This is a genomic window from Streptomyces sp. Rer75 (assembly GCF_013414305.1).
GTDB lineage: Bacteria > Actinomycetota > Actinomycetes > Streptomycetales > Streptomycetaceae > Streptomyces > Streptomyces himastatinicus.
Genome location: NZ_CP058693.1, coordinates 1,607,466 through 1,620,725, shown reverse-complemented (window position 1 = coordinate 1,620,725; position 13,260 = coordinate 1,607,466). Strand labels below are relative to the sequence as shown.

The 13,260-nt window shown below is 73.0% G+C and carries 11 protein-coding genes and 1 pseudogene; 9 read left to right on the top strand and 3 right to left on the bottom strand.

The genetic code is table 11. The features are described 5' to 3' along the window. Nucleotides 1-2: 2 nt before the first annotated feature. The 3 genes and pseudogenes from HYQ63_RS44380 to HYQ63_RS06195 all read left to right on the top strand — a co-directional run. Nucleotides 3-278 (top strand): annotated as a pseudogene (locus HYQ63_RS44380) (DUF5937 family protein); the annotation flags it as partial. A gap of 175 nt (nt 279-453) precedes the next feature. Then, on the top strand, nt 454-972 hold the full coding sequence (locus HYQ63_RS44375; RefSeq protein ID WP_257231657.1) for a metalloregulator ArsR/SmtB family transcription factor: 519 nt from the start codon (nt 454-456) through the stop codon (nt 970-972). Nucleotides 973-1,085: 113 nt separating this feature from the next. Then, the gene (locus HYQ63_RS06195; RefSeq protein WP_179932896.1) at nt 1,086-1,931 is read left to right on the top strand and encodes an alpha/beta hydrolase; all 846 of its coding nucleotides are present in this window, start codon (nt 1,086-1,088) and stop codon (nt 1,929-1,931) included. 20 nt (nt 1,932-1,951) lie between these two features. On the opposite strand, the gene HYQ63_RS06190 is transcribed toward HYQ63_RS06195, so the two are convergent. Next, the gene (locus HYQ63_RS06190) at nt 1,952-3,577 is read right to left on the bottom strand and encodes an acyl-CoA synthetase (RefSeq protein WP_179932895.1); all 1,626 of its coding nucleotides are present in this window, start codon (nt 3,575-3,577) and stop codon (nt 1,952-1,954) included. A gap of 164 nt (nt 3,578-3,741) precedes the next feature. On the opposite strand from HYQ63_RS06190, the gene HYQ63_RS06185 reads away from it, so the two are divergent. From HYQ63_RS06185 to HYQ63_RS06165, 5 genes are all read left to right on the top strand, one after another. Continuing rightward, nucleotides 3,742-4,548 (top strand): crotonase/enoyl-CoA hydratase family protein, encoded by an 807-nt coding sequence (locus HYQ63_RS06185; protein WP_179932893.1) that lies wholly within the window; start codon nt 3,742-3,744, stop codon nt 4,546-4,548. A 47-nt stretch (nt 4,549-4,595) separates the two neighbouring features. Continuing rightward, nucleotides 4,596-5,555 carry a Zn-ribbon domain-containing OB-fold protein gene (locus tag HYQ63_RS06180; RefSeq protein WP_179932892.1) on the top strand — a complete coding sequence of 320 codons (960 nt, stop codon included), beginning with the start codon at nt 4,596-4,598 and terminating at the stop codon, nt 5,553-5,555. After that, nucleotides 5,556-6,617 carry a thiolase domain-containing protein gene (locus HYQ63_RS06175; protein WP_179932891.1) on the top strand — a complete coding sequence of 354 codons (1,062 nt, stop codon included), beginning with the start codon at nt 5,556-5,558 and terminating at the stop codon, nt 6,615-6,617. Then, nucleotides 6,614-7,789, top strand: a complete 1,176-nt coding sequence (locus tag HYQ63_RS06170) for a thiolase domain-containing protein (RefSeq protein ID WP_179932890.1) — start codon at nt 6,614-6,616, stop codon at nt 7,787-7,789. Before HYQ63_RS06175 ends, HYQ63_RS06170 begins: the two co-directional genes overlap by 4 nt. A 116-nt stretch (nt 7,790-7,905) precedes the next feature. After that, nucleotides 7,906-8,151, top strand: coding sequence for a DUF397 domain-containing protein (locus tag HYQ63_RS06165; RefSeq protein ID WP_055556519.1), 246 nt, complete (start codon nt 7,906-7,908; stop codon nt 8,149-8,151). A gap of 37 nt (nt 8,152-8,188) precedes the next feature. On the opposite strand, the gene HYQ63_RS06160 is transcribed toward HYQ63_RS06165, so the two are convergent. After that, nucleotides 8,189-8,917 (bottom strand): leucine-rich repeat domain-containing protein, encoded by a 729-nt coding sequence (locus HYQ63_RS06160; RefSeq protein ID WP_179932889.1) that lies wholly within the window; start codon nt 8,915-8,917, stop codon nt 8,189-8,191. 59 nt (nt 8,918-8,976) lie between these two features. Beyond that, entirely contained in the window at nt 8,977-10,062 is a 1,086-nt protein-coding gene (locus tag HYQ63_RS06155) for an isoafricanol synthase (RefSeq protein WP_179932888.1), read from the bottom strand. Between the two features lie 248 nt (nt 10,063-10,310). Here HYQ63_RS06155 and HYQ63_RS06150 point away from each other — a divergent pair, with 248 nt between their 5' ends. After that, the gene (locus HYQ63_RS06150) at nt 10,311-13,232 is read left to right on the top strand and encodes an AAA family ATPase (protein ID WP_179939795.1); all 2,922 of its coding nucleotides are present in this window, start codon (nt 10,311-10,313) and stop codon (nt 13,230-13,232) included. Nucleotides 13,233-13,260: the final 28 nt, after the last annotated feature.

Genomic DNA, 13,260 nt, shown 5'->3' with positions numbered 1-13,260 from the left:
GCATGCCCGTAGTGATCGACCTGGGCCCCGCTCCCGAGGAGCGCATCGCCGCACGGCTGTCCCCGCTCGCCGAGCTGTGCGCCTGCCTGCACGCGCTGGACGAGCCCCGGCACCATCCGGCCAGCCGCCGCTGGGTCGGCGCCGTGCTCCAGGGCGCGGACGAACGGCTGCTGGTGCGGGCCGCGCAGTGGGCACCGCTGTGGGGCGCGTTCCGCGCCCGCTATCTGCTGCCCCTCACCCCCGGGCCGGAGCGCTCCCTGGAGGAGGAGCTGGCCGACATCGGCGAGCTGCCCGAGGCGACGTTCACGGCCATGACGGAACAGGCCCTGATCGGGCAGAACAGCCACCGGCCCACGGGCGCCGCGGGGAACTCCCCCGACCGCTTCCTCGGCAGGCTGCACGCGCCGCCGACGAGCTGTTCGGAGGCCCGGTTCGCGCTGAGGCGACGTCCGCATGCGCTTCCAGAAACACCGGCTGGACGGCGCCCGGGCGCTCGCCGACTTCCCCACCGCACGGGTCGAGGACGATCCGCCGCGGGTCGTCTTCGACAAGCTGTACAACGGGCGGGCCAGCCTCGCCGACGTCCCGTGCCTGCTGGTGCCCTCGCTGCACATCAACCCGCACGTGGCGATCAAGCACTACCCCGGATATCCCGTGGTCGTGCAGTACCCGGTGCGGGGAGACGGCGACGGGGAGCCACCCGCCATGGACGAGGTGCTGCGCCGGGTACGGGCGCTGGACGAGCCCCTGCGCGTCAGGGTGTGCCGCGTCCTGCTGCGGCAGTCGATGACGACGACCGAGCTGGCCAGCCACTTCGACACCACCCCGCCGCAGATGTCGCGCCATCTGCGCAAACTCCGGGAGGCCGGAATGGTGCACACCCACCGGCAGGGCGCCCGGGTGCACTACCAGCTGGACGAGGAAGCCGTCCGCACCCTCGGCGTCGACCTGCTCTCCGCACTGCGCCGCTGACACGGTCGGTGTCATTGACGCCTGCGCGGCAATCATCTTGAGCCGCCGCCGACGCACCCGTGATCGTGACGGGCACCGCCCCACGTCGGTGGCGGCGCATCGCAGGAGGACATGTGACACCGCGCATCAAGACCACCAAGGCGTTCTACCGCACCGGCGCCACCACCTTCTTCGCCTCACAGCACGATCAGCGGTTCTCCTACAGCCTGCACGTGCCCTCCGTGCACGAGACCACCACCACACCGCTCCCGCTGCTGGTGATCCAGCACGGCACCGGCCGCACCGCGGCCGAGTACCGGGACGCGATGGCGGAGTTCTCCGAGCGGCACGGCTGCGTCATCCTCACCCCGCTGTTCCCCGCGGCCATCGGTGACCCGGACGACCTGCACAACTTCAAGTTCATCGAGTACGACGGCATCCGCTACGACCGGGAGCTGCTGGCGATCGTCGACGAGGTCGGGACGCGCTTCACCGTCGACACCGACCGGTTCATGCTCCAGGGCTTCTCGGGCGGCGGGCAGTTCGCGCACCGCTTCCTCTACCTCCACCCGGAGCGGCTGCGCGCCGTGTCGATCGGCGCGCCGGGCCGGGTCACGCTGATCGACCCGGACCGCGAGTGGTGGCTCGGCACGGCCGGTTTCGAGGAGCGCTTCGGCGCGCCGGTGCGGCTGGAGGAGATCCGCAAGGTGCCGGTCCACATGGTGGTCGGCGCTGAGGACACCGAGACCTGGGAGATCAACAACCCGGGCGACTCCAACTGGATGGACGGCGCCGACGCCCTGGGCCGGACCCGGGTCGAGCGGATCACCGCACTGCGCGACAACTACCTCGCGCTGGGGATCGACGTCACCCTCGACATCGTGCCGGGGGTCGGACACCGCGGCATGGGCGTCCTGGACGCGGTCCGCGACTTCGCCGCCCGGGTGCTCCCCCGTACCTCGCCGCCGCCCGCGTCCTGACGGCACCCACCGACGGTCCGCTACGCCCGGGGGCCGTCTCCGACTGCGACCCTGCGGGCCCAGCGGTAGTCGGCCTTGCCGCTGGGGGAGCGCTGGATGCGGTCGGTGAAGACGACCGTACGGGGGATCTTGTACCCGGCGAGCCGGGTGCGGCAGTGGTCCCGCACCGCGTCGGCCGTGAGGGCACCGGCCCCCTCTCGCGGCTGGACGACGGCCGTCACGCGATTGCCCCAGCGCTCGTCGGGGACGCCCGCCACCAGCGCGTCGTACACGTCCGGATGGGCCTTCAGGGCCTGCTCGACCTCCTCCGGGTACACCTTCTCGCCGCCGGTGTTGATGCACTGGGAGCCCCGGCCGAGGACCGTGATCACGCCGTCCTCGTCGACCGTCGCCATGTCGCCGAGGAGCACCCAGCGTTCGCCGTCCGCCTCGAAGAAGGTCTCCGCCGATTTCTTCGGATCGTTGTAGTAGCCGAGCGGCACATGGCCGCGCTGCGCGACCCGGCCCGGTTCGCCGGGCGCGACGGGCCGGTGGGTCGCCGGGTCGACCACGGCCGTACGGTCGTTGACGCGCACCCGGAAGCCGCGCTCGGGGCCGGAGTCCTCGGTGGCGGTGCCGTTGAACCCGGACTCCGAGGAGCCGAAGTTGTTGAGCATCAGGGTGTGCGGCGCGAGCGCGGCGAACTGGGCGCGCACGGTGTCCGAGAGGATCGCCCCGGAGCTGCTGACGCTGAGCAGCGGGGAGAGGTCGATGCCCTTCAGCGGCCCGGTGAGGGCGTCCACCAGGGGCCGCAGCATCGCGTCACCGACCAGGGACACCGTACTGACCTTTTCCTTTTCGATCGTCCTCAGCACCTCCTCGGGCACGAACTTCCGGTGGAGGACCACCTTCTGGCCGAAGTTGAGGCCGATGAAGGTCGTGAGGGTCGAGGTGCCGTGCATCAGCGGCGCGGTGGGGAAGAAGACCAGGCCGTCGCCGGAGGCCGCCACCCGCTCGGCCAGCTCCTCGGGGCGGCCGACCGGGATGCCGGTCGGCGCGCCGCCGCCGAGCCCGGAGAAGAAGAGGTCCTCCTGACGCCACACCACGCCCTTGGGCATGCCGGTGGTGCCGCCGGTGTAGATGATGAAGCGGTCGTCCGCGGAGCGGGGCGCGAAGCCGCGCCCGGCCGAGCCCGACGCCTCGGCCTCGGCGAACGGGACGGCGCCGGGCGCGCCGGACGTACCCTCCCCGGCGCCGACCTGGACGAGGTGGCGCAGGGTGTCCGTACGCGGCAGTGCCGCGGCCACCCGGTCGCCGAACTCGACGTCGTAGACCAGGGCGGTCAGATCGGCGTCGCGGTAGAGATAGACCAACTCGTCTTCCACATAGCGGTAGTTGACGTTCACCGGGACGGCCCGGATCTTCAGGCAGGCGAGGACGGTCTGGAGGTACTCGACACCGTTGAAGAGGTGCAGCCCCACATGCTCGCCCGGTGCGATCCCGCTGTCCCGGAGGTGGTGGGCGAGCCGGTTCGCGGCGGCGTCGAGCTGGGCGTAACTCAGCCGCCGCTCGGCGCCGGTGCCCGGGTGGTCGGCGTACACCAGCGCTTCTCTGTCGGGCACCGTGTCCACGATCGACTCGAACAGGTCGGCAAGGTTGTACTCCACGGCTCCTCCTGACCTGACATCGGGCGGGCTCGGCGCTCATGACAGCACCGCGGGGGAGAGGTGGGAAGGGCTGCGGCCAAAAAATCTGACTGGCCATCAGATTCCTATTGAAGTCGCTCCGTCGCTCCTGCAACCTGTTCTAGGTCTGAGACGGGAGGACTGCCGTGCCGCACGGGACCGAACACCTCATCGTCGAGCGCATAGGCGCCACGCTGGTGCTGACGCTCAACCGGCCTGAGGCCAAGAACGCTCTCTCGTTGCCCATGCTGGTCGGGCTGTACGACGGCTGGATCGAGGCCGACGAGGACGACACCGTCCGGTCCGTCGTGCTCACCGGCGCCGGCGGCGTCTTCTGCGCCGGAATGGACCTCAAGGCGCTCGCGGGCGGCGGCCGGATGGAGGGACAGCACTACCGGGACCGGCTGAAGACCGACCCCGACCTCCACTGGAAGGCCATGCTCCGCCACCACCGGCCCCGCAAACCGGTGATCGCCGCCGTCGAGGGCCACTGCGTCGCGGGCGGCACCGAGATCCTCCAGGGCACCGACATCCGGGTGGCTGGCCGCGGCGCCACCTTCGGGCTGTACGAGGTCCGGCGCGGGCTCTTCCCCATCGGCGGCTCCACGGTCCGGCTGGCCCGCCAGGTGCCGCGCACCCACGCCCTGGAGATGCTGCTCACCGGCCGCCCCTACCCCGCCGAGGAGGCCGAGCGGATCGGGCTGATCGGCCATGTGGTGGACGACGGCGCCGCGCTGAAGAAGGCCCTGGAGATCGCCGAACTCATCAACGCCAACGGCCCGCTCGCCGTCGAGGCGGTCAAGGCATCCGTCTACGAGACCGCCGAGATGACCGAAACCGATGGTCTCGCGTCCGAACTCGAACGCGGCTGGCCCATCTTCGACACCGCCGACGCCAAAGAGGGATCGAGGGCCTTCGCCGAGAAACGCCCGCCGGTCTACCGCCGGGCCTGACCCCGGACCGCCGCCCCCACCGCGCCGGCCGCAGAAGGAGACGCCCCATGACACCGGCTCCCGCCCCCGAGGTGCTGAAGGCCCCTCTCGTGGTCGAGTTCCCCTTCACCCGCTCCCTCGGCCCCGTCCAGAGCGCCTTCCTCACGGGCCTGCGCGAGCGCACCGTGCTCGGCGTACGGACCGCCGGCGGCCGGGTGCTCGTCCCGCCCGTCGAATACGATCCGGACACCGCCGCCGAACTGCGCGACCTGGTCGAGGTCGCCCCCACCGGCACCGTCACCACCTGGGCCTGGAACCCGGCCCCGCGCCGCGGCCAGCCCCTGCCCACCCCCTTCGCCTGGGCGCTGGTACGGCTCGACGGCGCCGACACCTCCCTCCTGCACGCCCTCGACGCGAGCGGGCCGGACGCCGTGCGCACCGGCATGCGGGTACGGGTCCGCTGGGCCGAGGAGCGCGAGGGCGCCATCACCGACATCGCCTGCTTCGAACCGTACGACGGCCCGGCCACCCATGAACCGGGGCCCCACGACGGCGCGTTCGCCGACCCGGTCACCGGCATCGTCGCCCCCGCCCGCCTCGACTACACCTACGCGCCCGGCCGCGCCCAGTCCCGCTACCTCGCCGCCCTCGCCGGGCAGAAGACCGTCGGCGAGCGCTGCCCGTCCTGCCGCAAGGTGTACGTACCGCCCCGCGGCGCGTGCCCCACCTGCGGCGTCGCCACCGACGAACAGGTCGAGGTGGGCCCGCACGGCACCGTCACCACTTTCTGCATCGTGAACATCAAGGCCCGCAACCTGGACATCGAAGTGCCGTACGTCTACGCGCACATCGCCCTCGACGGTGCCGATCTCGCCCTCCACGGCCGCATCGGCGGCATCCCGTACGACCAGGTGCGCATGGGGCTGCGGGTGACGCCCGTGTGGACCGAGGGCGGCCGCTACCCCGACCACTTCCGGCCCACCGGCGAACCCGACGCCGACTACGACACCTACAAGGAGCTGTTGTAGATGCGAGACGTCGCCATCGTCGCCTTCGGGCAGAGCGGGACCCGGCGCACCAGCGCGGAGGTCTCCGAGGTCGAGATGCTGATGCCCGTCCTCCACCAGGTGCTCGGCGCGGTGGGCCTGCGCGCGGGCGAGATCGACTTCACCTGCTCCGGTTCCTCCGACTACCTCGCGGGCCGCGCCTTCTCCTTCACCATGGCGCTGGACGGCGTCGGCGCCTGGCCGCCCATCGCCGAGTCCCACGTCGAGATGGACGGCGCCTGGGCGCTCTACGAGGCCTGGGTCAAGCTGCTGACCGGCGAGGCGGACACCGCGCTCGTCTACTCCTACGGCAAGTCCTCGCCCGGCGATCTGCCCGAGGTCCTCACCCGCCAGCTCGACCCGTACTACGTCGCCCCCCTGTGGCCCGACTCGGTCTCCCTGGCCGCCCTCCAGGCCCAGGCGCTCCTCGACGCGGGCGACACCGACGAGCGCGCCCTCGCCGAGGTCGCCGCGCGCGGCCGCAACGCCGCCGCCGACAATCCCCACGCCCAGGTGACCCGCTCCGCCCCGCCCGGCGCCCTCCTCGACGCCCCGTACCTGGTGCGCCCGCTGCGCCGCCACGACTGCCCGCCCATCGGCGACGGAGCGGCCGCCGTGGTGCTCGCCGCCGGGGACACCGCGCGGCGGCTGTGCGCCCGCCCCGCGTGGATCCGCGGCATGGACCACCGCATCGAGCCGCACGGCCTGGGCGTACGGGACCTCACCCGCTCCCCGTCGACCCGGCTCGCCGCGACACGCGCAGGGGCCTTCGAGGCACCCGTCGACCTCGCCGAACTCCACGCCCCGTTCACCTCGCAGGAGATCATCCTGCGCCGCGAACTGGAGCTGGACGACGGCGTACGCATCAACCCGTCCGGCGGGGCACCGGCCGCGAACCCCATGATGGCCGCCGGGCTGATCCGGCTCGGCGAGGCCGCCGCCGCCCTCCACCGCGGCGACGGCGACCGGGCGCTGGCCCATGCCACCTCCGGCCCCTGTCTCCAGCAGAACCTGGTCGCCGTCCTGGAAGGGGAAGCCCTATGAACACGGCGGGCAAAGAGCCGGTGGCCGTCGTAGGAATCGGCCAGACCAAGCACACCGCCGCCCGGCGCGACGTCTCCATTGCCGGGCTGGTCCGGGAGGCCGCCGTACGGGCCCTGGAGGACGCCGAGCTGACCTGGGCGGACATCGACGCCGTGGTCATCGGCAAGGCGCCCGACTTCTTCGAGGGCGTCATGATGCCCGAGCTGTACCTCGCCGACGCGCTCGGCGCGGTCGGCAAACCCATGCTGCGTGTGCACACCGCGGGATCGGTCGGCGGCTCCACCGCGCTCGTCGCGGCGAACCTGGTCGCCGCCCGGGTCCACCGCACCGTGCTCACCCTGGCGTTCGAGAAGCAGTCCGAGTCCAACGCCATGTGGGGGCTGTCGCTGCCCGTCCCCTTCCAGCAGCCGCTGCTGGCCGGGGCGGGCGGATTCTTCGCCCCCCACGTCCGCGCGTACATGCGGCGCACCGGCGCGCCCCCGGCCATCGGCGCGCTCGTCGCCTACAAGGACCGCCGCAACGCCCTGCTCAACCCCTACGCCCACCTCCACGAACAGGATCTGACGCTGGAGAAGGTGCAGTCCTCACCGATGCTGTGGGACCCCATCCGCTACTCCGAGACCTGCCCCTCCTCCGACGGCGCGTGCGCCATGGTGCTCACCGACCGCACCGGTGCCTCCCGCGCCCCCCGGCCGCCCGCCTGGATGCACGGCGGCGCGATGCGCAGCGAGCCCACGCTCTTCGCGGGCAAGGACTGCGTCTCGCCGCGCGCCGGGCGCGACTGCGCCGCCGACGTCTACCGGCAGGCCGGGATCACCGACCCGCGCCGGGAGATCGACGCGATCGAGATGTACGTGCCGTTCAGCTGGTACGAGCCGATGTGGCTGGAGAACCTGGGCTTCGCGGAGGAGGGCGAGGGCTGGAAGCTCACCGAGTCCGGGGTGACCGAGATCGGCGGCGACCTCCCCGTCAACCCCTCGGGCGGGGTGCTGTCCACCAACCCCATCGGCGCTTCCGGCATGCTCCGCTTCGCCGAAGCCGCCCTCCAGGTCCGCGGCCGGGCGGGCGAGCACCAGGTCGAGGGGGCGCGCACGGCGCTCGGCCACGCCTACGGCGGCGGTTCGCAGTTCTTCGCCATGTGGGTGGTCGGGGCGGCCCCTCCCACCACATGAGGCGTGCACCCGGACGACACCCGCCGGACAGATCACGTCCTCCTTTCGTGGCCTGTCCGGCACCGGCCGCGCTCGCTAGGGTGGGGCCGGGACGACGATCCGGGAGGAGCCGACACGTGGCAGACACCACCACGACCGCACAGCCGCTCAGGGGCAACGGCGAGAAGCCCGACCTCGACCTCACGGGCGCCCAGTGGCAGTCGAGCAGCCAGGGGGTGGGCGATGTCGAGATCGCCTTCGTCGAGGGCTTCATCGCGATGCGCCACGGCCGCCGTCCCGAAGGCCCGGCCCTGATCTTCACCCCGGCCGAGTGGCGCGCCTTCGTCCTGGGCGCGCGCGAGGGCGAGTTCGACCTGACCTGACGCCTCATCCGGGCTTCGGTGTGACGCGGTCCCGGCTTCATCCGAGCACGACGCAGCCCCGCTCGCCGAGCGCCCGGACGACCGGGCCGTCGTCGACGCCCTCGTCGAGCGGGTTCCAGCGCAGGTCGAGCTTTTCCAGGGCGGGCAGCTCCGCGACCCAGTCGGGGAGCGTCCTGATCCGGTTGCCGCGCAGATCGAGGTGGCGCAGGCGCGGGAGCCCGCGCAGCGGCTCGGGGACCTCGCTCAGCGCGTTCTCCCGCAGCTCCAGCTGACGCAGCCCGCGGAGCGCGGACACCTCGGCGGGCAGGGCGGTGATCCGGTTGCCGCGCAGCCACAGCTCCCGCAGCGCGCCGAGCTGCCCGATCGAGCCGGGCAGCCCGGTCAGTTCGGCGTGCTGCGCGCGCAGCTCCACCAGCCCCGCCATGCCGCCGAGTTCCTCCGGCAGACTGCCGAGCGGGTTCTCGCCGACGTTGAGATAGCCGAGCCGGCCGAGCCGGCCGAGGGAACGCGGCAGCCGGGGGAGCCGGTTGTCGTGCAGATAGAGGCAGCGGGTCAGGCCCGACAGCTCGCCGATCTCCTCCGGGATCTCGGCGAGCCGGTTGTGGCCGAGGTCCAGGGTGTGCAGCCGCCGCAGCCGTCCGAGGGCGGGCGGGAGGCGGGTGAGCGCGTTGTCGGCCAGGATCAGGACGCGCAGACCGGTGTGCCGCCAGATCTCGTCCGGTGCCTCGGCGAGCCCCGCCTTCCACAGGTTGAGGGTGTCGTTCACGTTGCCCTTGATACCCGAACGGCCCGCCGTGGCGGGCCGTTCGTACGTAGCGGATCCGGTCAGCCGGAACCGGGGGCGCTGAGTTCGGCCCACGGTCGTTGGCGGCCGTCGCTGACCGCCGCTATGCCCCGCTCGTCGTAGCGGGCCGTCCGCAGGGACCAGCCCAGGTTGCCGCACATCACGTCACGCATCCCGTCCACGTAGTGGTCCACGTCCCGGCGCAGATCCGTCCCCGCACCCGCCTCGGCGAGCAGCCGGGGGAGCTGGTCCGCGGTCTGCTCGAACCAGCGGTAGCGCGCGTTGGCGAGGCCCGCGATGTGTTCGACCGCGTCCTCCAGGGTGCCGCCGTGGCACTGGTGGCGGACGATGACGGTGTTGTGGAGGTCCCCGGCGGCCAGCTCCTTGTCCAGGGAGGCGATGTCGTTGGTGAAGACGACGACGTCGTCCGTGGCCTCCCGCATCCGGGCCAGCGGATGGCCGCCGTGCAGCGCGGCGGGCAGGGCGTAGCCGCCGAAGCGCTCGTTCAGGTCCAGGCACGGCTGCACGCCGATCGAGTGGCGGCGCAGCGCCAGCACGGCGTCCACCGAGAGCGGGGGGCCTTGCGCGCCGGTGCGGTCGAGCGCCTCGCGGTGATAGGAGTGCAGATACTCCAGCCAGTGGTGGCGGAAACGTTCCCGCCATACCGGTGGGCGGCCCGCGTGGATGCGCCGCCACAGATCGCGGAAGCTCTCCAGCAGGGGCCCGCCGCCCTGCCCCGGTGCGTCGTCCGGCTCCTCGGTGACCCGTATGACGTCCTGCACCATCCGCGCCACCGCCTCCGGACGGCACCCGAGTTCGCCGTCGAACTGATCATCGAAGACGAAGTACCAGCCGATGAGATCATTGCCGACGTCGAGCTCCGCACCGGTCGTCCGGGGGTAGAACAGACCCGCCAGCAGGTCGAATCGGAGCGCGTCGTACTCGGCGACCGCGCCACCGGCCCGGAACACGCCGTACCGCGACAGCCACTGGATGGTGTGCACTCTGGCGGCCCCGGTTCCGGGGCTGGGGTCGGCCGAGGCCGGAATGTCGAGCAGGGCCGCCCGGCTCAGCAGTGCCGCATGCCGGGCGGGCGGGCGCGAAGTAGTCGTGTGCGTCGCGTTCATGGCGGTATCGCCCCCCTTCGGGTTCCGGGGCAGGCCGCGCCGCCCAATACCACAACCCCCCGCGGCGACGGGCCGACCCGATGAATCCGGTCATCCTCGCGTGGTGAACGTGCCATCGATAGAGCGCGAGTTGAATTGGCGTGTGCCATTGGCAATGCCAGAAGGAAATACCCGCATACCGGGCTACGGAGCGTGCCAGACAGGCTACGCTCGGCGTTACGTGCCGAAGGGGATCGAACGTGGCGGACATGAGGGACCGGCAGGACCGGACACGTCGGGCACTGCTGGAGCGGGAGGTGGAACTCGCTGCGGTCGACCACGCGTTGACCGATCTGTGCGGATCCGATCCCGGTGATCCGTCCGGCACCCGCACCGGCGGAGTGATCGCCTTCGCCGGGCCGGGCGGCCTCGGCAAGACCGCGCTGCTCGGCGAGATGCGCCGCCGGGCCGCCCACCGCGGCTGCACCGTGATGTCTGCGCGCGGCGGCGAGCACGAGCAGGGCGCCGCGTTCCACGTCGTACGGCAGCTCTTCCAGCCCGTGCTCGCGACGGCCGGCGAGGAGGAGCACCGCAGAATCCTGGGCAGCTGGTACGACATCGTCGCGCCCGCGGTGGGCCTGGTGGTCTCCGGGAGCGGCGGCGCACCCGATCCGCAGGGCGTGCGCGACGGCCTGGACTGGCTGGTCACCCGGTACGCGGTGGAGCACGCCCCGGTCGTCATGATCCTGGACGACGTCCACTGGGCCGACCCCGAATCGCTGGACTGGCTCCTCCGGTTCGCCGCCCGCGCCGTGGACCTGCCCCTGCTGCTCGCCGTCGGCTACCGCCCGGAGGACCTGACCGCCGACGCCGTCGCCGTCCGCGGCCTCACCGAACGCCAGGGCTCGCGCCCGCATGTGCTCGCCCCGCTCACCCCGGCCGGGGTCGGCAGGATCGTGCGGGACGTCCTCGGCGAGGAGGCCGACGAGGCGTTCTGCCGCGAGTGCTGGGCGGTGACCGGCGGCAATCCCTTCGAGGTCGTCGAGCTGACCGCCAAGGTCCGCGACCGCGACCTGAAACCGCAGACGGTCAACCTCGGCGCCCTGCGCGAGCTGGTCGCCGGCGCGAAGGACAGCGGTCTCGGCGACCGGCTGACCCGGCTCGGCACCGCCGCCGTCCGCCTCGCCTGGGCCGTCGCCGTCCTCGGCATCGAGGCCACCCCGTCGCTGGCGGCCAACGTCGCCGGGCTCAGCGAGACCGAGACCACCGAGCAGGTGGCGCGGCTCGCGGACGCCCGCATCCTCGCCCCGCCGCGGCAGGGCGCCCGCGGGGCCCAGCCGCTGGAATTCCTCCACCCGCTCATCGCCACCGCCGTCTACCAGGCGATCCCCGGCGCGCTCCGCGTGGCCATGCACGGCCAGGCCGCCACCGTGGTGCTCGCCGCGGGCCTGGGCTCCGCGGCCGCCGGGCGCCATCTGCTGGAGATGCACCCCGAGGGCGACTCCTGGGTGGTGCGCCATCTCAGGGAGGCCGCCCGGGAGTATCTGCGGGCCGGCGCACCCGACGCCGGGCGCCGCTGCCTCGCCCGCGCCCTGCGCGAACCGCCCGCCCCGGAGGAGCGCGCCGCCGTCCTGTACGAGCTGGGCTGCTCCGCCCAGCTCACCGAGCCCTCCGTCACCGTCAACCATCTGCGGGCCGCCCTGGAGGAGCCGGACCTCGGCGCCGACCTGCGCGAGGCGATCACCTACCGGCTCGCCCAGGCGTACGGCCACAGCGGCCGCATGGAGGAGGCCGCGCAGGTCGTCGCGGCCGAGGTGCCCCGCGCCACCAGCGCCCGCGCCCGGCTGCGCATGCAGGCCGAACAGTTCATGTGGAGCATGTTCCGCGCCGACGAGAAGGAGTCCCCCGCCCGCTCCCGGCGCCTCGCCCGGCTCGCCGACCACCTCACCGGCCGCGGCATGGCCGAGCGCTATCTGCTGGGCCTGCGCGCCTGGGACGCGATGACGCGCGGAGAACCGGCAGCCACCGCCCTGCACTACGCGGAAGAGGCCCTGGGTGACGGCCTGAGCTGGACCGATGACGACTGGGGCTTCGAGGTGCCGATCCTGGTCGCCCTGATCTTCCTCCACTGCGACCAGCCCGGACGCGCCGAGGCGCTGTTCAACACCGGCATCGCGGAATGCGAGCGCAAGGGCTGGCGCGGCTCCCACCTGGCGTTCGGGATCACCCTCCTCGGATACGCCAGGCTGCGCCGCGGAGCGCTCGTCGAGGCGGAGGAGCTGGCCCGCGAGGGCATGCGCGTCGCCGACCTCGTGGGCTCCTCCACGCCCGCGCACTGGACCGCCGTGGGCACCCTCATCGAGACCCTGATCAGCCGCGGCCGGATCCGGGAGGCGCAGGAGTTCGCGGCCGGCCACGGCGGCGAGATCCTCCCGCAGGCCGTGCTCTGCCCCGACGTGCCCACCGTCCGCGGCGAACTGCTGGTCGCCTCCAACCTGCACGGCGAGGCCCGCCAGCAGCTCGCCGACGTCGGCCGCCGGATGGACGGCCGCGGCATGCGCAACCCCGTCTGGTGCCCCTGGCAGCTCCACATGGCCCAGGCCCTCGCGCTGACCGACCCCCACCAGGTCGCCGACGACGCGGTGCGCCGCGCCCGCCAGTTCGGCACCCACTCCGCGATCGGCCGGGCGCTGCACAGCGCCGCCGCCGTGGCCCAGGGATCGGAGCGGATCAAGCTCCTGGCCGAGGCCGTCAGCCATCTGGAGCGCTCGCCGTCCGCGTACGACCTGGCCGTGGCGCTGGTCGACCACGGCGCCGCGTTGCGCCGCATCGGCCTGCCCCAGGAGGCCGGGGACCGGCTCTACCGCGGGCTGGAGGGCGCGGTCCAGTGCGGCGCGGACACGCTGGCGTCCCGGGCCCGCGACGAGCTGTCCGCCGCCGGGCTGCGCCCGATGCAGCTGCGGGTCGACCACACCAGCCCGCTCACCTCGCAGGAGCAGGCCGTCGCCGAGCGGGCCGCCGAGGGCTGGCCGGACGACCGGATCGGCGAGGAGATGGGCCTCGCGGAGCGCGAGGTGGCACGGCTGCTGTCCGGCGTCTACCGCAAGGTGGGCACCGACCGAGGCGGCCTCGCCACGCTCCTGGGCACCCCCCGCCCCGACCGCCCCGCGCACCCGCTCCCCGGGGACTGAGAGGGGGGCGGGCCCCGCGGCTCCCGGG